The organism is Acinetobacter sp. KB005 (assembly GCF_049949095.1).
In the GTDB taxonomy this organism is placed as follows: domain Bacteria; phylum Pseudomonadota; class Gammaproteobacteria; order Pseudomonadales; family Moraxellaceae; genus Acinetobacter; species Acinetobacter calcoaceticus.
Genome location: NZ_CP188191.1, coordinates 3,440,947 through 3,460,243, shown reverse-complemented (window position 1 = coordinate 3,460,243; position 19,297 = coordinate 3,440,947). Strand labels below are relative to the sequence as shown.

The 19,297-nt window shown below is 39.1% G+C and carries 14 protein-coding genes; 8 read left to right on the top strand and 6 right to left on the bottom strand.

The window, feature by feature from the left end:
* Window positions 1-80 precede the first annotated feature (80 nt).
* Window positions 81-1,517: an efflux transporter outer membrane subunit gene (locus ACPF64_RS16535; protein ID WP_426454615.1), complete on the bottom strand. Its 1,437-nt coding sequence runs from the start codon at window positions 1,515-1,517 to the stop codon at window positions 81-83.
* A gap of 127 nt (window positions 1,518-1,644) precedes the next feature.
* On the opposite strand from ACPF64_RS16535, the gene ACPF64_RS16530 reads away from it, so the two are divergent.
* The 4 genes from ACPF64_RS16530 to ACPF64_RS16515 all read left to right on the top strand — a co-directional run bounded on the left by ACPF64_RS16530 (window position 1,645) and on the right by ACPF64_RS16515 (window position 7,380).
* Complete coding sequence (locus ACPF64_RS16530) at window positions 1,645-2,265, top strand: TetR/AcrR family transcriptional regulator (protein WP_426454613.1); 621 nt, start codon at window positions 1,645-1,647, stop codon at window positions 2,263-2,265.
* A gap of 82 nt (window positions 2,266-2,347) precedes the next feature.
* On the top strand, window positions 2,348-3,472 hold the full coding sequence (locus ACPF64_RS16525) for an efflux RND transporter periplasmic adaptor subunit (protein ID WP_426454611.1): 1,125 nt from the start codon (window positions 2,348-2,350) through the stop codon (window positions 3,470-3,472).
* Window positions 3,469-6,534, top strand: coding sequence for an efflux RND transporter permease subunit (locus tag ACPF64_RS16520; protein WP_426454609.1), 3,066 nt, complete (start codon window positions 3,469-3,471; stop codon window positions 6,532-6,534). The genes ACPF64_RS16525 and ACPF64_RS16520 overlap by 4 nt, the downstream gene beginning before the upstream one ends.
* A 39-nt stretch (window positions 6,535-6,573) precedes the next feature.
* Window positions 6,574-7,380 carry an oxidoreductase gene (locus tag ACPF64_RS16515; RefSeq protein WP_426454607.1) on the top strand — a complete coding sequence of 269 codons (807 nt, stop codon included), beginning with the start codon at window positions 6,574-6,576 and terminating at the stop codon, window positions 7,378-7,380.
* 200 nt (window positions 7,381-7,580) lie between these two features.
* Here ACPF64_RS16515 and ACPF64_RS16510 read toward each other — a convergent pair whose 3' ends face one another.
* Entirely contained in the window at window positions 7,581-8,054 is a 474-nt protein-coding gene (locus ACPF64_RS16510) for a hypothetical protein (RefSeq protein ID WP_426456166.1), read from the bottom strand.
* Window positions 8,055-8,172: 118 nt separating this feature from the next.
* On the bottom strand, window positions 8,173-9,258 hold the full coding sequence (locus tag ACPF64_RS16505; RefSeq protein WP_426454605.1) for a hypothetical protein: 1,086 nt from the start codon (window positions 9,256-9,258) through the stop codon (window positions 8,173-8,175).
* 242 nt (window positions 9,259-9,500) lie between these two features.
* Here ACPF64_RS16505 and ACPF64_RS16500 point away from each other — a divergent pair, with 242 nt between their 5' ends.
* Window positions 9,501-10,124, top strand: a complete 624-nt coding sequence (locus ACPF64_RS16500; RefSeq protein WP_426454603.1) for a TetR/AcrR family transcriptional regulator — start codon at window positions 9,501-9,503, stop codon at window positions 10,122-10,124.
* Between the two features lie 16 nt (window positions 10,125-10,140).
* Here ACPF64_RS16500 and ACPF64_RS16495 read toward each other — a convergent pair whose 3' ends face one another.
* A complete protein-coding gene (locus ACPF64_RS16495; protein ID WP_426454601.1) occupies window positions 10,141-11,160 on the bottom strand; it encodes an AraC family transcriptional regulator in 1,020 nt (339 codons plus the stop codon).
* A 107-nt stretch (window positions 11,161-11,267) separates the two neighbouring features.
* Here ACPF64_RS16495 and ACPF64_RS16490 point away from each other — a divergent pair, with 107 nt between their 5' ends.
* On the top strand, window positions 11,268-13,508 hold the full coding sequence (locus ACPF64_RS16490) for a fatty acid desaturase (RefSeq protein WP_426454599.1): 2,241 nt from the start codon (window positions 11,268-11,270) through the stop codon (window positions 13,506-13,508).
* Window positions 13,509-13,622: 114 nt separating this feature from the next.
* On the opposite strand, the gene ACPF64_RS16485 is transcribed toward ACPF64_RS16490, so the two are convergent.
* On the bottom strand, window positions 13,623-14,774 hold the full coding sequence (locus tag ACPF64_RS16485; RefSeq protein ID WP_426454597.1) for an alpha/beta fold hydrolase: 1,152 nt from the start codon (window positions 14,772-14,774) through the stop codon (window positions 13,623-13,625).
* A 360-nt stretch (window positions 14,775-15,134) separates the two neighbouring features.
* Here ACPF64_RS16485 and gltS point away from each other — a divergent pair, with 360 nt between their 5' ends.
* Window positions 15,135-16,370 (top strand): sodium/glutamate symporter, encoded by a 1,236-nt coding sequence (gene gltS / locus ACPF64_RS16480; RefSeq protein ID WP_003650798.1) that lies wholly within the window; start codon window positions 15,135-15,137, stop codon window positions 16,368-16,370.
* 113 nt (window positions 16,371-16,483) lie between these two features.
* Window positions 16,484-18,310, top strand: coding sequence for a monovalent cation:proton antiporter-2 (CPA2) family protein (locus ACPF64_RS16475; RefSeq protein WP_004643402.1), 1,827 nt, complete (start codon window positions 16,484-16,486; stop codon window positions 18,308-18,310).
* 125 nt (window positions 18,311-18,435) lie between these two features.
* Here the strand turns inward: ACPF64_RS16475 and ACPF64_RS16470 are convergent, their stop codons facing one another.
* Window positions 18,436-19,269 carry an SDR family NAD(P)-dependent oxidoreductase gene (locus ACPF64_RS16470; protein ID WP_426454594.1) on the bottom strand — a complete coding sequence of 278 codons (834 nt, stop codon included), beginning with the start codon at window positions 19,267-19,269 and terminating at the stop codon, window positions 18,436-18,438.
* Window positions 19,270-19,297 lie beyond the last annotated feature (28 nt).

Below are 19,297 nucleotides of genomic sequence, written 5' to 3'. Positions count from 1 at the left end.
TCGAAATGAAATCATTGCTCCTGTAGGTATGAGGTAATCCACCATCTCATTCAGTGATTTTAAATTTTTGAAATTTCATATTAATAATCATTGGGTTGCCAGCCACCACCCAGGGATTTATAAACTGCTACGGCAGCAAGGGCTGAATCAGTTTGCACCTGTACTTTTCTATCCGTGAATTGCAAAGCACTTGAATCTGCTTGTAATACTTCTATTCGACTGTTAATTCCTTTTTTATAGGCAATTAGAGCGATTTTCTGTGCATGGTGTAGCGCATTTTTACCATCTTGAAGTGCTACGAGTTGTTCTTGTCTTTTAGATAAAGTTGATAATGAGTTCTCTACATCTTCCGCTGCATGTAAGACGGCTAACTGGTAGGCTGCAAGTTTTTCGGCTTCTTGTCCCTTAGCTAAGCGAATTTCTGCATTAATTCGACCAAAATCAAATAAACGCCAACGTAAGCCTAATAAGCCAGCAGCCTGATTGGCACCACTTGAAAATAAGTTTCCACTTGCTGTGGTTGCGCTACCTATCAAACCGCCTAAAGAAACCTTTGGGTAATACTCTGCAATCGCACTGCCAATACGTGCATTTGAAGCTGCCAGTTGCCTTTCAGCCATGATGAGATCTGGTCGTCTACGTAAAAGATCGTGAGGTGTTCCTGTTGCTGTAATGTTAGGAATAACTGGAATTGGTTTTAGTTCTGTTAGTTCTGCTCGGTGAGTTCCTGGTACGGTTCCAAGCATGACGTCGAGTGCATTCATGGCAATGTCTAGATTCATGCCAAGTGCGGGAACTACAGCTTGAACTTGAGCAACATTCGCTTTAGCTTGTTTGACCTGAAATTCAGATGCCAATCCTTTGCTATATAAAAGTTGAATAATTGAAAGAAGTTTCTGTTGCGTTTGTAATTGTTGCTGGGCAATGTCTAATCGAGATTGTAATCCTCGAATATTAATATAAAGATTTGCTGTTTGTGCTGCGACCATTAAACGAACTGCTGATGCTCCTGCATTCGAAGCCTGATAGTTTGCTAGAGCACTTTCACGGTCTCTTCGAAGGCCTCCGAAAATATCTAATTCCCAAGTGGCACTTAGGTTTGCCTCATAAGAACTACCATGTCGGTCAAAATTAGGCATTGAATTTAAAACTTGCCCCAGTGGAGTTTCAACGGATTGGTAAACTTTAGCTGCTTGCGCATCAACAGTACCTATTGGGCGTAAAGAAGCATTAACTGCCGATAAACCTGCTTGGGCTTGAGTCACACGGGTATATGCTTGGGCCAGATCAAGATTTTGTTTTAATGCTAATGTGACATATCGAGTAAGTTGAGGGTCATTAAAACTTTTCCACCATACTTCAATATCTGCTTTGGTTTCGTCAATTGGTGAGTTTAAGGGAGCGCCAAGATATTGCTCGGGTAGAGATATGCTAGGACGTTTATAATTAGGACCTACGGTACAAGCAGCAAGAATGCTGGTGAGTATTGGTAGGAGAACGATAGATCTAGATAACATATTTTCCCCAAGGCGAGATTTTGAACAATGGTTTAATTGTGACTATAATACAATTTAGTCACTTGTTGTCAATATCAGGGGCCAAGAGTTAAACTACTACTTTCACACAAAGGTTTAAATTGAAAATATGAATAAAGAAAAAAGTAGTTATCCTGTTTCAAAGCGAGGACCGGAAGATCATGAGGTAAGGGACCAAATCGTGGTTGCTGCTACAGAGCATTTCAGCCGCTATGGTTATGAGAAAACTACAGTTTCTGATCTTGCAAAATCTATAGGCTTTTCTAAAGCTTATATTTATAAATTTTTTGAATCTAAACAGGCAATTGGCGAGATGATTTGTGCCAATTGTTTGCGTGAAATTGAAGATGAAGTTAATGCTGCCATTCAAGAAGCTGAATATCCTGCTGAAAAATTGAGAGTGCTTTTTAAAGTAATTGTGGAAGGGAGCCTTCGTTTATTTTCTCAAGATCGTAAGCTCTATGAAATTGCAGTTTCTGCAGCCTCTGAGAAATGGGATGCTACGGTTGCTTATGAAAATCGAATTCTTAAAATGCTACAAAATATTATTCAAGAAGGTCGTCAAACTGGTGATTTTGAAAGAAAAACACCAATTGATGAAGCAGTTAAGGCTATTTATTTAGTTATGAGACCTTATCTACATCCATTACTTTTACAACATAGTATTTCATATAACGCTGATGCTCCAGTGTTGCTTTCTAGTCTTGTGCTGAGAAGTTTATCGCCATAATAAATTTGTGACTATTGACTAAATTGGTCACTTGATTAAAAATGAGTCTCCTGATTAATTTCTTCAAGGGGGGGACTCTAATATGCGTTATCGTCGCCTTATTCCATTTGCTGCAATATATTTATTTCCTTTTTTCTTGCTAGGTTGTGCTGAAAATACACAATCTGACCCCCGTACTTCGGCACCATTGGTACGAGTCGCAACTGTGCAAGAAGAAATTACTTCTGACTCAAGAGCATTTACAGGCACGATAGGCGCACGGGTAGAAAGTGATCTTGGTTTTCGTGTCTCTGGCAAAGTAATCAAACGGTTTGTTGAAGCCGGTCAGACGGTAAAACGCGGACAGTTACTGATGCGTATTGATCCGGTTGATTTAGAACTTGCTGCCAAAGCTCAGCAAGAAGCTGTAGGCGCAGCCAAAGCACGTGCTGAACAAGCAGAAAAAGACGAAGCTCGATATCGTGATTTGCGTGGAAGTGGTGCTATATCTGCTTCCGCCTATGATCAGATTAGGGCAGCAGCAGATACGGCGAGAGCACAGCTAAGTTCAACGCAAGCTCAAGCTAAAGTTGCATTAAACGCCAGTCACTATGCCGACTTAACAGCCGATGGTGATGGCACAATTATGGAAACACTGGTTGAACCGGGGCAAGTTGTAAGCGCGGGTCAAACAGTAATTCGTTTAGCTCATTCTGGTCAAAGAGAAGCAGTTATTCAGCTTCCCGAAACTTTACGCCCTGCAATAGGAGCTATTGGTCAAGCCACTCTCTTTGGTAAAGAAAATATCAGTGTCCCCGCTAAGCTTAGACAGTTATCAAATACAGCAGATCAGCTTACTCGTACTTTTGAAGCACGTTTTGTATTAGACGGAGATTTGGCAAACGCTCCTTTAGGTTCAACCGTTACTGTACGTATTGGAGCTCAAAATCAGAGTTCTCAACATTTTTTACAAGTACCGATTGGTTCACTACTTGATAAAGGAAAGGGAGCAGGAGTATGGGTAATTAATGGAAAAACTCAGAAAGTAACGTGGCGTTCTGTTGTTGTAAAACAGGTTGATGATGAATATGCGTATGTAACTGGCAATATTCAGAGTGGAGATCAAATTGTTGCTCTAGGTGCACATTTACTTCGAGAAGGCGAGTTAGTCCGTATTGCATCACAGGCAAATAATCCTTCAATTGGAAATGAAGGAGGACACTCATGAGTGAGAAAGGTTTTAACCTGTCAGCTCTTGCTGTTCGTGAACGGGGTATCACTCTATTCCTGATTTTTCTAATTTCAATTGCAGGCATTGTTGCATTTTTTAAGTTAGGTCGAGCTGAAGACCCAGCCTTTACAGTTAAGGTCATGACCATTGTGACTGCTTGGCCCGGTGCAACTGCACAAGAAATGCAAGATCAAGTTGCTGAAAAAATCGAAAAACGGATGCAGGAGCTACGTTGGTACGATCGAACAGAAACCTATACAAGGCCTGGGCTAGCTTTTACGACACTAACCTTACTTGATAGCACACCTCCATCTCAAGTTCAGGAGGAGTTTTATCAAGCGAGGAAGAAAGCAAATGATGAAATGAGCAATTTACCTTCAGGGGTAATTGGGCCACTTGTTAATGATGAATATGCGGATGTAACCTTTACTTTATATGCTTTGAAGGCAAAAAATGAAGCACAAAGATTGTTGGTGCGTGATGCAGAAACAATTAGACAGCAGCTACTTCATGTATCTGGGGTAAAAAAGGTCAATATTATTGGCGAGCAACCTGAACGTATCTATATTGAATTTTCACATGAGCGCTTGGCAACACTAGGCGTAAATCCACAAGATGTGTTTGCTGCACTTAATAATCAGAATGTACTTACTCCAGCTGGTTCTATTGAGACCAAAGGTCCTCAAGTTTTTGTCAGATTGGATGGTGCTTTTGATAAGTTACAAAAAATTCGAGACACACCTATAACTGCTCAAGGTCGTACCTTGAAATTGTCAGATATTGCGACTGTTAAACGTGGTTATGAAGATCCTGCAACATACATTATTCGTAATGATGGAGAACCTGCTTTATTGCTAGGTGTAGTCATGCGTGAAGGGTGGAATGGATTAGATCTTGGTAAAGCATTAGAGAACGAAGTTGGCTCAATCAATGAAGATTTACCCCTTGGTATCAGCTTAAATAAGGTGACCGATCAAGCGGTAAATATTAGCTCGTCGGTAAATGAGTTCATGATTAAGTTCTTTGCAGCATTACTTGTGGTGATGTTTGTAAGCTTTATCAGCATGGGGTGGCGAGTTGGACTTGTTGTTGCTATGGCTGTACCACTCACATTGGCTATTGTTTTTGTGGCGATGTTGGCAACGGGCAAAAACTTTGACCGAATTACACTGGGCTCTCTTATTCTTGCCTTAGGGCTCTTGGTTGATGATGCCATTATTGCCATTGAAATGATGGTCGTCAAAATGGAGGAGGGCTTTAGTCGAATAGCTGCATCTGCTTATGCATGGAGCCATACCGCAGCACCTATGCTTTCTGGAACATTAGTCACCGCTGTTGGATTTATGCCAAATGGCTTTGCCCGATCTACGGCTGGTGAATATACCAGCAATATGTTTTGGATTGTCGGCATAGCCCTTATTGCTTCATGGATTGTTGCAGTCGTTTTTACACCTTATTTAGGTGTGAAGATGTTACCTGATTTTAAAAAAGTCGAAGGTGGACACCATGCAATTTATGACACACCACGATATAACCGTTTCCGTCAAATTCTTGAACGTGTGATTGCGCGTAAATGGCTTGTTGCTGGTAGTGTTATCGGATTATTTGTTTTGGCAATAGGTGGAATGACATTGGTAAAAAAACAATTTTTTCCAATCTCTGACCGACCTGAAGTACTTGTTGAAGTACAAATGCCTTACGGTACATCGATTACGCAAACTAGCGCTGCTACAGCCAAAGTTGAAGCTTGGTTATCTAAGCAAAATGAAGCAAAGATTGTGACATCGTATATTGGCCAAGGCGCCCCTCGGTTTTATTTATCCATGGGACCTGAGTTACCAGACCCATCCTTTGCCAAGATTGTAATACGAACTGACAATCAAGAAGAACGGGAAGCCTTAAAACATCGCTTAAGACAAGCTGTTTCGAATGGGCTTGCTTCTGAGGCGCAGGTACGTGTTACACAACTGGTCTTTGGACCATATTCACCCTATCCAGTGGCTTACCGTGTGACAGGGCCAGACCCAGAAAAATTGCGTGTAATTGCAGCTCAGGTTCAGCATGTTATGAATGCTAGCCCAATGATGAGAACTGTAAATACCGATTGGGGAACTCGTACACCAGCCCTTCATTTCACATTACAGCAAGATCGCCTACAAGCAGTTGGTCTCACCTCAGCTTCAGTGGCACAGCAACTACAATTTTTGTTAACAGGTATTCCGATAACATCTGTGCGCGAAGATATTCGTACAGTACAAGTTGTTGCTCGTTCTGCGGGTGATATAAGACTGGATCCTGCAAAAATTGGTGATTTCACACTCACTGGGGCAAATGGACAACGTATTCCTCTGTCACAAATTGGCAAGATTGAAGTGCGGATGGAAGAGCCTGTTATACGCCGTCGAGATCGCGTACCAACAATAACCGTTCGTGGAGATATTGCTGAAGGATTGCAACCACCAGATGTATCTACAGCAATTACCAAACAGCTTCAGTCAGTTATAAAAAATCTACCGAAGGGTTATCGCATCGTTGAAGCAGGTTCTATTGAAGAATCGGGTAAAGCTACTAAAGCCATGCTTCCTATTTTCCCAATCATGTTGGCAATGACTTTGCTCATTATCATTCTTCAGGTGAGATCTATAGCTGCAATGATTATGGTGTTTCTCACCAGTCCATTGGGATTAATCGGTGTGGTACCGACGCTTCTATTATTCCAGCAGCCTTTTGGTATCAATGCCTTAGTTGGGTTGATTGCATTGTCTGGAATTTTAATGCGAAACACACTCATCTTGATTGGTCAAATTCAGCAAAACAAGCAAGCTGGACTTGATCCGTTGGATGCCGTTGTGGAGGCGACAGTACAACGTGCCAGACCCGTCATATTAACGGCTTTGGCTGCTATTTTGGCTTTTATTCCTCTGACTCATTCGGTGTTTTGGGGAACGCTAGCTTATACACTGATTGGTGGAACACTGGCTGGAACCATTTTAACTTTGGTTTTCTTGCCGGCTATGTACTCAATCTGGTTCAAAATTAGAGTCAAACCAACAGCTTAACCATCAGATTCTTAAGTTTAAAAATTATTCGGAGTTCATATGTCAAACTCACAAGTAGTGGTAATTACCGGTGTTTCATCAGGAATTGGTCAAGCCACAGCAGAAAAATTTGCTAAAAAAGGCCATAAAGTATTTGGAACAGTCAGAAATAAAGTAAAAGCCCAACCTATAGAAGGGGTTGAGCTCATTGAAATGGATGTGTCTGATGAGGACTCTGTCCAACTTGGGATTCATTCTATTATTGATAAGGCCGGGCGTATTGATATCTTAATTAATAATGCTGGAGCAAGCCTGACTGGGGCAATAGAAGAGACCTCTATAAAAGAAGCAGAATTTTTATTTAATACGAATGTATTTAGTATTCTTCGTACGATACAAGCGGTATTGCCATATATGCGAATACAACATTATGGAAGAATCATAAATATTAGTTCGGTATTGGGTTTTCTTCCTTCACCTTATATGGGGGTATATTCTGCAACTAAACATGCAGTTGAAGGATTATCCGAATCTTTAGATCACGAGCTTCGTCAATTTGGGATTCGCGTGACATTGGTACAACCTTCTTTCACCAAAACCAATCTAGATAAAAACGCACCTGTAGTAAGTTCTAAAATTCCTGAATATGACAATGAACGTAATTTAGCTACACAGGCCATATCGAATCAGATTAATCATGGATCCCAACCAGATGCTGTTGCAGATACGATCGTTACAGCGGCATTGAATGATTGGCAAATGCGTCGTACACCATCTGGACAGGCGTCTTTGTTAAGTAAGTTACGTCGTTTCATGCCAAGTGGCCCTGTTGATAAGAGCATTAGAAAGACTTTTGGGTTGAAATAACTTATTCATTATTTTTAATATTATAAAATCTAAGCATAAATTTTATGCTTAGATTTTAGTGTTTGTGCGAACCAATTTTTGAAACATTATTTAGTAAATATGATTGACTCATATTTTTTATTTTTAGCTTTATTGACTGAATCTAGGTGTGTGAAGTTAAAATTTTAAATATCAATTATTTTAGACAATATATAACTGAGTTACTTAAGAATAATGAACTTATTGGTAGTAAAGTTTTGAATAAATAAAGATTTTTTAAGAGGGCAGATTAATGCTCTTCGATTCATGATTCCATAAATTAAATATACATATTCTTGTGATGAACCAACTAATGCAAAAAGTTGATCTTGCTGATCAATACCAATAAGAATTTCATTGGTTAATTTTAACATATCAAAAGGTGAGGCGTTTTTCTTGGCCTCAACAGATATATTGAAATTTTCAAAAGTTTTCTTGATATCAAGTAATGAATAATAGAAATTTTGCTGATTTCGTTGAGCTTGTAAATAAACAGCAATACGTTCTATATCTATTGGTTTATTGTGTTTTGCAGCAACTGCTGAAGCAACAATAAAAGAAATGTTTGAAGTATTTGAGTCTATTGAGCCCACTTTAAGTTTAGAAATAGAACTCTGGATATTATCAGGTATATGTTTGACGGAAGCTGAGCACATATTTATTGACCTATAGACTGTGGTAGCTTGGGATGTATTCAGCCCTGCTAATAGTGGTATGAAAACCATGAGTTGTTTTAATTTAAGCGTCATATAAAAGCTTGTATAAAGTTTTTACTTAGCAAAACTTTAAGTTCCCGTAGCAGTTTTTGATGCCTATCTGTCCAGAGTCAATAGGATTAATAATTAACTCTCTACCCACTAATCCTCCTAATGCCTCGCCAAGTCCTACATCAATCCGCTGTTGTGTTTCGATATCAGTAAGTATAACTTTCGGTAAGGAAAGCCACCATCCAGGTTGAGCGGCAACAGTATTGTCGAAGCTACCAGAACTTATTTTTTGCCACTGGATAGCTTGTTTTTGTAAGGATAGTGATGTGTTACTAGTAGGAATTGTTCCTGCTGCATCTTGGGCTAGTAAAATTTCATGGAAACCAGACAGAGGATAATCTTTTAATGTGGCATTACTGAGAGTTAAACCTAAAGGTAGATCTAAGATACCTAATAGTTTTAGTGGACCAGTTTTAGCGACTACATTATCCAGCGTTGCTGTTGTAGAGCGGTTAAGAATAAGCGGTTTGTTATAATCATTAATATGTGCTTCTGTAGAGATCAATCCATTTTCAATCACTACATTCTTCAGAACAGTATTCGTAAGTGTTAAATTCAAATCACCAGATAAAGAGTTAATTCCTCCTGTGTCATCAGCTAATGTTGTTAAATCTATATTTGATCCCAATCCAAGTTTGCCTAATATGCCTAATGCCCCAAGGCGAAAACCAACAATTTCTCGAGTAGAAGCACTGTCCGGCGATTTTATAGCAAACTCGATAAAAGGATTAGTAATAACGGCATCTGATCCTGCATAGCTACCATTTACGGGGAGGACACCTGCTAAACTAATATTTTCAATATCAATGTCACAACCCACTCCTTTAGTCCCACCGCAACCTAACTGTAAACTTTTAATATTTGCATTTAACTCTACTTGTGCTTCCATTCCGAGACGATAAAACCCTACATCTGTATTTGGATTACCATTTTGATTAGCTGCAATATTGGTTAGATTAAATAATGCTTGACCAGTTACACCAGATAAACTCTTATCATCTAAGAGGTTGAGTTCTGCTTTCACAAGTGAACTGACCAACATCAATGGTATTGTAAATAACAAAGCCTGTTTTATACTTCTAAAATTGTTCATATCAGTTCCTTTGCTTAAAGATGATTTAGCTCAAAGGAAAGTTTGCATTTCTTTATAAGCTCAATACTCTTTTGTTTTCATAGGCCTAGTATTATTAATGTCCTTTCCTAGGCAATATGGATATTTATAAGCAGCTCTATTGAACGGGAATTATGATTTGCTCTTTTGTGTGAATTAAACAACAATAAAGCATAATGTGTTCAGTGCACACATTATGCTTATAATATGTGTGCGGTGTCAACATGTCTTCTATACAATCTCAAAAATCAAATTATCATCATGGAAATGTGCGTGAAGAATTATTAGATGCAGGATTAGCTCACCTAAAAAATAGTGATGCCGAGAGCCTTAGTTTTCGAGAAATGGCGAGACAAATTGGGGTAAGCGGAAATGCGGTATATCGGCATTTCGAAAATAAAGAGAGCTTTTTAGCAGCCTTGGCAGCAAAAGGATTTCAGCTCTTGCAAGAGGAGCAAAGCCAAACGTTGCAAGATGCTAATTCTCAGCCAGAGGCGTTAAAATTATTTGGTTTAGCCTATATTAACTTTGCAAAAAATAATCGAAATCTCTTTGCCTTGATGTTTAATCCTGACTTACAAAAGAATGAAGCACTTGAGTTAAAAGAGGCTGTGGGTAATACATATACTCAGTTACATCAATTAACTGCTTCAATATTAGGTGTGGATGAAAATGACGCTCAAGTTGAAGTATTAGCAATGTTGAGTTGTAGCCTTGTACATGGTCTATCTCATCTTTTATTAGAAGGGCGTTTAGCTGAATCAGAAGAAAAAGCGAATAATTTAGTCTTATTAATTATGAATTATGCTACGAGTTTGCTTATTGGAGCTGGCGTGGATAAGCATTAAAATATTAAATATAAATTTATTTTTGCCACCTAAAATTTCGGGGAGAAATGCCTTTCCAACGTTTAAAGGCTCTGGAAAATGCTGAAACTTCGGAATAACCCAATTGAATGGCAACTTCTTCAACTGTTAAATTGGTGGTTTTGAGTAAGTCTTCGGCTAAGTCTTTACGAATGTCATCTATAAGCTGTTCATAGGTAACTCCTTCAATTGCGAGATGACGTTGTAATGTTCTGAGGTTGACCTGAAGATGGGCTGCCATTTCATCAATTCTGGGCATGTGTGAGGGTTGATGGAGTAAAATATTTCTGACCTTTTGGCTATAGCTGCCTAGAGAACTTCTTCGCGTCCAAAGTTGTTGGCATTCTTCTTCATAACGTGCACGAATAAATGGGTCTGCTTGAGGTAACGGTAAATCAAGCAAACTGCTTTCAAAGATAATACAGCTACGTGGTTGATTAAATTGAATTGGATATCCCGTTAATTCGGGAAATTTATCGGCATACACAGGTGCAGGTAAAGCAATATTAATGCTCATTACAGGAAACTGTATAGGCAAGACATCTCGTTGAATTGATATAACAGTTATAAGATCTCTTTCAACCAGAAAACACGCTAAGTCATCAGGTAATTGACTATGATCAAAAATCAGTAATGTATATATATCTTCCTGAATAACTTCTAAATTGCAAAAAATAGAACTAAGTTGAAAGTATCGCATAGCAAAATGTAAGGCTTCTTTCATTGTCTGACTACTAAGAATGGCAAAACCCCATGCACCAAATGTGGTTGTATGGTGCCTTAGACCTGCTTCTATACTTAAGGGAAGTGTAGGATCTAGTAGTTTAAGTAAGTTTCGAATAACTAAAAATTCTTGTTCTGCTTTTACCTCAAAGTTAGGTTGCGACAAATCATCCAAAGAAATATGCGTGTTTTCAATACAACTTTCAGGTGTTAAACCATATTGCTGACCTATCATAAGCAATATGCGAATAGCACTGATACTGCGAGGAAAATCCCAATATAATTGTATAGACATGCTTTATGTGTCATGAAATGTCAAGTTTGGTAGTATAAAGTCATTCTGCTAATGTTCAAAACTTTATATCTTTTCGGATAGGATCAAATCCGATAGGGATATATAAAATGCTAAATAATAAAGACGGCAAGCACGAAAGTTTAACGGCAGCTTTAAAAGCTTTATATGATCAAACTAAAGCAAAAGTTGGTGATGCAGACCTGGAACATATCAGAAATGTTGCCGCTTACTCTCAAGCTATTAAAGCGCGTAGTAATGAGTTGATCCAACAAGGTGGAAAACCTAATGCCATAATGCGTGGTGCGATATTAGGTGCATTGCATACATTACTTGAGTTTTCTGAACTTGGTCATAACATCATGCATGGTAGTTATGATCATTTGCCAAATGCAGGTTCTTTCCATTCTGAACGTTGGGTTTGGAATTTTATGGTGGATCCTTATGAATGGCGTGTGATGCATCATCAAAATCACCATCCTTTTACTAATATCGTTGGCGTAGACCATGATTTGGGATATTCCTTTTTACGTATTAAGCCAGGTCAGCCATGGTATGGTCACCATACTTTGCAACTTCCACTGTTGTGGGTTTTATTATTAACAACACCTAATCTTGTATTTTCTTTATTTACTGGAGCATCAGCCGCTAAAACAGAAGGGCGTAAAGTACTTAGTCGAACAACCATTGAACAAACCTTAAAGCTGACAAAAAAATATATTGCCCAGCATTTTTGGAAAGATCCTCTTTCGGTCTCTCCTCATCGGATATTGCCGACATTTTTTGGTAATTATCTGAGTACAGTTTTGGGCTATGATTTGACTGTTGCAGTCTTATTTCTGGAACACCATTCACCCAATGTTGAGTTATTTAGTGACCCGGGATTGAGTGAAACAGAAGAAGAGTATTTTCGTCGTCAAATTTTAGCAACAAGTAATTTTACGCCTTATGCCCAACTTGATAATTATTTTAAAACATTGTTGGAAGAGGAAGTTGAATTCGATAATCCACCTGCATTTGATGTGTTTTATGGTGGATTGAACACCCACTTAGAGCATCATTTATTTCCAGACCTACCATGTAATCGTCAAAGAGAAATCCAGCCCTTTGTTAAAAAAATCTGTTTGCAGCATGGCTTACCTTACAATGTTATGTCTCTTGAAGATGTTGTGCCAGATATGATGGTCAATGTACTCAAATTGGCGAGTCCTGTAGGCGAGCAAGAAAGAGGAAATTTTTTTAAAATACTAAAAAAACCTAAGGAGTTATTACGTCGAGTCGTATATGGAGCCCAATATAAACTGCCAGATAATATGACGTATTTAAATAAGCCTCGTTTTTATAATGTACCTGTTAAGGTCCTTGCTGTTTTTCCGCAAGCAGGAAATCAGGCATTAATGATACGTTTTGAAAAACCTCAAGGATGGGAGAGCGTAATTTGGGAAGCTGGTGCATTTATTTCTGTACGGATTGAAGTCGAAGATGAAAGTCTGGTTCGACAATATAGTTTGTTAAGAGACAGTCACGAGGCTGATAATTGTTTGGAAATTGCCGTCAAACGTGTAGAGGGCGGACGTGTTTCAAATTATATCAATGATCATATTAAGAAAAATTCACATATGATTTTGGTAGGAGTACCGCAGGCCTCTCCCGATTTTATTCTGAAAGAAGTACCTAAACAGATCGTTTTCCTTGCGGGTGGTGTTGGTATTACACCAATTTTGAGTATGTTACGTAAGGCACGACGTGAAGCTCCACATAGCCAAGTTAAGTTACTTTATTTTAACCGTAATGAGAGATCTATTATTTTTGAACATGAATTACGTGAAGTTGCCAACTTATTTGGTTTTGATGTGCATTTTATATGTAATGAGATAGACCCTAATTATCCGATTTCAGGGCAGATGTATCAGGCGAAACTAAGTGCTGAATTACTAGCTAAAGTTGTTCCCGATATAACAGCACATGAAGTGTATGTTTGTGCTCCACCAGGATTTATTACTGCCTCAAAATCTATGTTACTGGATTTAGGATTACCTGAAATACAATTTCATACAGAGAGTTTTACCCCTCCGGTAGTAGAGCACCCAACTGATGGTAAAGATCATGTTATCCAGTTTGCACGGAGTGGTATTGAGATTGTGGTTGATGGCGGGACAACGCTATTAGAAGCTGCACGTTTAGCTGGCGTTAATATTCCATCGGGATGTGAAAGAGGGTTATGCCGTGCTTGCGTCTGTAATAAGCTACAAGGTGTTACTACTTTAGATCAATACAAGGCACAACCAGATTTACGAATTACCACCTGCAACAGTTTGCCTCGTTCGGATAAGTTAGTACTGGATATTTAACATCTTTGAATATGGAATTATTAATTTTTACTTTAAAGCTTAAGAGTTAATCACCGCAATAATACAAACCAGCGTATGGTTTGCTACGCTGGTTCCCAATATTGTTTAAACGAACTAACCTGAACGCTCAACTAACCAAGTACTTATTTCAGGCCAGGCCGCTGTAGGTGCTTGGCTTCCGGAAACGACACCCATGTGTCCACCCGGTACGACCTTAAACGTTTTATCTTGGCTGCTAATTAAATCCATGAGTGGCTTAACAGCATCAGCGGTCACAATAATGTCCGTACTACCCCCCAGTGCTAACACTGAACATTCAATATCTTTTAGATAGGCTGTAAGTTCACCGAATTTCACTACACCGTTGGATAATTCATTATCAATCCAGAAACGAAGGATGATGTCACGCATGACTCCACCCGGATACGCCAGCATATTGTCGATAAATGAACTAGAAGTTGCGTGGTCAACAATAAATTCTCGGTTATCGAGATTTTTAAAAAGTTCCCAATACGTTTTTAGATTTCCAATCGGGTCGGTTAATTTAAAGCCTAGCGTGTTTTGCCATCCATGAATATGAAATGCCTTACTTGGCACATGGTGGCGAATACGAAACGGCGTATGTTTGCGAACCCATTGGGCAGGTTTGGTTAAGCTGCCATAGAGTTTGCCCATATATCCAGCTTTATGCGTATCGATAGGGGAAGCTAAAATAATTAAGTTTTTAATATCTTTGTCTTTAAATAATGCGGTATAGCAGAGTGAAAGTGCACCGCCTAAACTCCAGCCATGTAAAGAAAGCTGTTGTTGACCACTGTGTACGCGGACCTGTTTTAACATTTCAGGCATAAAGACTTTAATGTAGGTGCCGAAATTGTATTTTGCTTGGTGTCGGGTGGGGACGCCCCAGTCAATCAGATATACATCAAAACCTTGTGCTAAAAAGAAGCGGACAAAGCTGCGAGTAGGAAACAAATCATAAATGAGCATGTTAACTGCTAGTGGCGGAACGATAACTAACGGTACGCGGTGTTTAGGTGTAGAAGTATTCGTCTCATTTCTATAATGCCGTAAGCTAATAATTTCATGCTTATAAATCACGTCAAATGGCGTTTTTCCTGACAAGGCAATTTGAGGACCTCTAAAAAATAGATCCGATGCATTGATCAGCATGTGAGGTATTTTTTGACCAGCACGTGTCTGAAGAGATTTTTTAATGGACTGTAGCTGTGGAACGTTCTGACGAACTTTAAGCAATAAACTCATTGAACATAAAACCTATAAAGATGTTGCCCAGAACAATAACGAGCTGGTCTTTTAAGGATATTAAAGGGAATGAGAGTGAAGTTCAGTGACTTAAAAGACAGGATTTTTTGCTTAAGGTATCAAGGGGTAATTATTTCTAATTAACAATATTTAATATTAAGGATTTGAAATTAAATAATTAAATTAATTGTATGGGATAATTTTGTATAAAATATTTAAAAATTTAAGTTTTTCTTAAGAATCGTGAAAATTGATTGCTAGGGTAATTTTGTAAAGTTTATTTGTGTTTTTTTTACATATTAAAAAATAAAATATAATTATTTTACAATCCGTTAGGAATGTAATTAGAAAGTAGTATATATGGAATTTGTTTTTAATGGTTTTTATACACTAATTTCGGCGGTCATCGTTCTATTATTGGGCCGCTTTCTTGTTAATCGAATTGATTTTTTAAAACGCTACAATATTCCCGAACCTGTAGCAGGCGGTTTGGTTGCTGCGGTCGTCTCGCTACTTGTCCATACCATATGGGGATATAGCATTGTTTTTAGTAGCGAATTACAAACCAGCTTTATGCTCGTATTCTTTGCTTCTATTGGTTTAAGTGCCAATTTTATGAAGCTTAAAGAAGGCGGTATGGCTTTGGTTATCTTCTTAGTCTGTGTAGCGTCTTTCATTGTTGTGCAAAATGCGGTAGGCATGAGTCTTGCGACGTTGCTTGGTCTTGACCCACTCATTGGCTTAATTGCGGGTTCAATTACCTTAACAGGTGGTCACGGTACAGCCGGAGCTTGGGGTGAAATTTTAGAAACTCAGCATGGTATTCAGGGTGCTCTAGCTTTAGGAATGGCGAGTGCGACTTTTGGTTTAATTATTGGTGGTGTGATTGGTGGCCCATTAGCAAAATTGCTTATCAATCGTTATAGCCTTGCTCAACCAAAAACTAATGCTGAAATCCAACAGCGTGATGGTCATGTTGAACAAAATTCTGATGATCTTGCGCCGTTTGAAAATCCTCATCAAGTTCGTTTAATTACAGCCGACAATGCAATTACTACATTGGGTATGTTCGCAGCGTGTTTGGCATTTGCTGAATTTATGACAGGCTTTAGTAAGGGAACTTGGTTTGAGTTACCAACCTTTGTTTGGGCGCTGGGTGGTGGTGTAATTTTAAGAAACATCTTAGAAAGTGTCTTAAAAATTGATATTTTTGACCGTGCAATCGATGTTTTTGGTAATGCATCATTATCACTTTATTTAGCAATGGCATTGCTTTCATTAAAGCTTTGGCAACTTGCAGATTTGGCTGGGCCACTTGTGGTGATTTTGGGTGCTCAAACTATTACGATGGCGTTATATGCTGCTTTTGTGACCTTCCGTGTTATGGGCAAAAACTATGATGCAGCAGTCTTGTCAGCAGGGCACTGTGGTTTTGGTATGGGTGCAACGCCAACAGCAGTTGCAAATATGCAGGCCATTACCAATATGTATGGTCCATCGCATAAGGCATTTTTAATTGTTCCGCTTTGTGGTGCATTCTTTGTCGATTTAATTAATGCAACAGTTATTCAGCTCATGTTGAAATTCGTTGTTTAATCAAAAAAAGCCCGTCAGGGCTTTTTTTATGGATTCTTTTTCTCAAAACTAATAATCGCCCTTAAACATAGTTTCACATAGAATAAATTGCAGATAAATAAAATGAGAAATGTATGAGCGCAGAAGCACATTCAATTAGCTTGGTTGCCCCTGTGGTTTTATTGGCGGCGGCTGTAATTGCAGTCCCTATTTTTAAACGTATTGGTTTAGGTTCAGTATTAGGTTATTTAATTGCGGGTCTGATTATTGGCCCATTCGGTTTTGCCTTTTTTCAAGATTCCACCGCAATTTTGCACATTGCCGAGTTAGGAATTGTGATGTACCTATTTCTGATTGGTTTGGAAATGCAGCCGTCACATTTATGGAGCCTTAGACGCGAGATTTTTGGCCTTGGCACACTACAGATCATCATTTGTGCACTGGCTTTGACTGGCGTCGGACTGTTATTTGGTTTTACATGGCAAGTTGCTTTTATTGGTGCAGCAGGGTTTGTATTAACGTCGACTGCTATTGTGATGCAGTTATTGGGCGATCGCGGTGACTTGACTCAGCCTCGTGGGCAAAAAATTGTAGCCATCTTATTATTTGAAGATTTACTGATTGTACCATTGCTCGCTATTGTTGCTTTTATGGCACCTAATCATGTGGTCGAAAGCACATCTGTACGTTTAGAAAATATAGGCATTGGTTTAATCGCAATTGCAGGTCTTATTGCGGCAGGTTATTGGTTACTTAATCCATTATTTAGACTCTTGGCGGCTGCTAAAGCCAGAGAGGTCATGACTGCCGCCGCCTTATTGGTTGTGTTGGGTGCAGCGTTGCTCATGCAAGTCAGCGGTTTGTCCATGGCGATGGGTGCTTTCTTAGCGGGTGTGCTTTTATCTGAATCAACCTTTAGACATCAAATTGAAGCTGATATTGAACCATTCCGAGGAATCTTGCTGGGCCTGTTTTTCCTTGGGGTTGGCATGTCATTGGATTTATCAGTGGTTGCTCAAAACTGGCAGCTCATTGTCAGTGGTGTAATTGCCCTCATGCTTGCCAAAGCACTCATGATTTATATTGTCGCCCGAATAACTAAAAGCCCTCATACTGAAGCGTTGGACCGTGCCTTACTCATGGCTCAGGGCGGAGAGTTTGCCTTTGTACTTTTCTCTGCTGCATTAAGTGCCCAAGTCATTGACGGTACAATTAAATCTAATCTTACCGCTATTGTTGTGCTTTCAATGGTGTTGACTCCAATTGTAGGTATTATTTTTAAACGGTTCACTCAATTTAAAGCGAATGTTTCGTTAGAAAACGTCAATATTGCCGAGGGCTTAAGCGGTAGCGTTTTAATGATTGGATTTGGACGCTTTGGACAGGTCACCAGTCAATTATTATTGGCAAGAGGGGTAGACGTCACCATTATTGATAATAATACGGACATGATTCGAAACGCTGAAAAATTTGGTTTTAAAATTTATTATGGCGATGGCTGCCGCTTAGATATTCTACATGCTTCTGGCGCTGCAACAGCACAAGCGATTGTGGTGTGTGTAGACAGTAAAGAGACAACCAATAGAATTGTAGAACTCGTCACACATGAATTTCCTTTAGCGAAATTATTAGTCCGTTCATATGACCGCGAGCACTCACTGCATTTAGTCAAACAAAAAGTAGACTTCATGATTCGTGAAACGTTTGAATCTGCGATTAAGTTTGGGGGAGTAATTTTACAAGAACTTGGTGTAGATGAAGACGAAGTAGAAAGAATTACTGAGGAAATTCGAGATCTTGATAATGAGCGCTTTGAAACTGAAATCGCAGCAGATGATGTAAATGCGGGAGTAGGTATGCAATATACACATACGCATCCACGACCAACAGCACCATTGATTCGACCAAAACGGGAAGGGCGGATTTTAAATAAAGAAGATAGCTCAGATAACGATTCTTGATAAGTATAAAGTTCAGTAAAAGCGCTCTTTAGAAGAACTTTTACTGAACAATAAACCTGATGCGCCTGCTAATCAAACCATCTTAACCGAGTGAGATTAAATTTTTAGTCATATTATAAGCCCGACTACAAATGCTCTAAAGCTGTGCCTTTCACTGGGTTTCTACGCCAGTAATAAGGTTGCAAAAATCTAAGGAAAAGCTTCCACGGCGTGATCCACGCGATGCGTCGGTTGGCTTTTTTATTTTGCATAATTTGCTTTGCTAAATATGCACAAACGACTTCTGGCGGGTCAATCACAAAGAAAAATAACCGTTTCATCTTTTTCCAGTTTTGAATGTTGCCATTGGTCCAAGAAGAAACTAATAAGTCGGTTGCGACCATGCCCGGGCTGAGTGTGCCAGTTAAAATTGGAGTCGATTTTGTCTCTTTATAAAGTGCTTTACTAAAATAACTTACGGCCCGTTTGGTGGTTGCATAAGGCGTCATGCCTGCACTCCATTCGCCGTTGCTTCCCCAACCTTCCATGTTAAAGATTTGACCATAACCTTGTTTGAGCATTCCCTTTAGAGCTACTTGTGAGCCAAGCATCGTGCCTAGAATATTGGTTGAAACGGCTGCGTTTAACTCTTCTGGCTGAAGGTCGATAAAGTCTTTAGTGGGGTGGCAGCTTCCTGCGTTATTAATCCACACATCGACTTGCCCGAAGCGCTCAATTGCACCATCCCATAGGGTTTGCACATCAGACACTTGAGTTACATCGCAACACAAGCCAATGAATTTTTCTTTATTGAAATGAGTTTCTAAATGAGAAAGAGCCTGCTTAAGATGCTCTGGGTTACGTCCAGCAATGACAACAGAACATCCAAGATCTAAAAAAGCATGGGCAAGGGCTAAACCAATACCTTTTGTACTGCCTGTAATGACCACACTGCAAACTTCAGTTTTGGGTAAACTCATTGCACTCTCTATATAAAATCTTTAAAAA

Excerpts from the sequence above, each read along its gene's own strand:
- ACPF64_RS16535 (WP_426454615.1), bottom strand. The coding sequence starts at position 1,517 with ATGTTATCTAGATCTATCGTTCTCCTACCAATACTCACCAGCATTCTT.
- ACPF64_RS16530 (WP_426454613.1), top strand. The coding sequence starts at position 1,645 with ATGAATAAAGAAAAAAGTAGTTATCCTGTTTCAAAGCGAGGACCGGAA.
- ACPF64_RS16525 (WP_426454611.1), top strand. The coding sequence starts at position 2,348 with ATGCGTTATCGTCGCCTTATTCCATTTGCTGCAATATATTTATTTCCT.
- ACPF64_RS16520 (WP_426454609.1), top strand. The coding sequence starts at position 3,469 with ATGAGTGAGAAAGGTTTTAACCTGTCAGCTCTTGCTGTTCGTGAACGG.
- ACPF64_RS16515 (WP_426454607.1), top strand. The coding sequence starts at position 6,574 with ATGTCAAACTCACAAGTAGTGGTAATTACCGGTGTTTCATCAGGAATT.
- ACPF64_RS16510 (WP_426456166.1), bottom strand. The coding sequence starts at position 8,054 with ATGTGCTCAGCTTCCGTCAAACATATACCTGATAATATCCAGAGTTCT.
- ACPF64_RS16505 (WP_426454605.1), bottom strand. The coding sequence starts at position 9,258 with ATGAACAATTTTAGAAGTATAAAACAGGCTTTGTTATTTACAATACCA.
- ACPF64_RS16500 (WP_426454603.1), top strand. The coding sequence starts at position 9,501 with ATGTCTTCTATACAATCTCAAAAATCAAATTATCATCATGGAAATGTG.
- ACPF64_RS16495 (WP_426454601.1), bottom strand. The coding sequence starts at position 11,160 with ATGTCTATACAATTATATTGGGATTTTCCTCGCAGTATCAGTGCTATT.
- ACPF64_RS16490 (WP_426454599.1), top strand. The coding sequence starts at position 11,268 with ATGCTAAATAATAAAGACGGCAAGCACGAAAGTTTAACGGCAGCTTTA.
- ACPF64_RS16485 (WP_426454597.1), bottom strand. The coding sequence starts at position 14,774 with ATGAGTTTATTGCTTAAAGTTCGTCAGAACGTTCCACAGCTACAGTCC.
- gltS (WP_003650798.1), top strand. The coding sequence starts at position 15,135 with ATGGAATTTGTTTTTAATGGTTTTTATACACTAATTTCGGCGGTCATC.
- ACPF64_RS16475 (WP_004643402.1), top strand. The coding sequence starts at position 16,484 with ATGAGCGCAGAAGCACATTCAATTAGCTTGGTTGCCCCTGTGGTTTTA.
- ACPF64_RS16470 (WP_426454594.1), bottom strand. The coding sequence starts at position 19,269 with ATGAGTTTACCCAAAACTGAAGTTTGCAGTGTGGTCATTACAGGCAGT.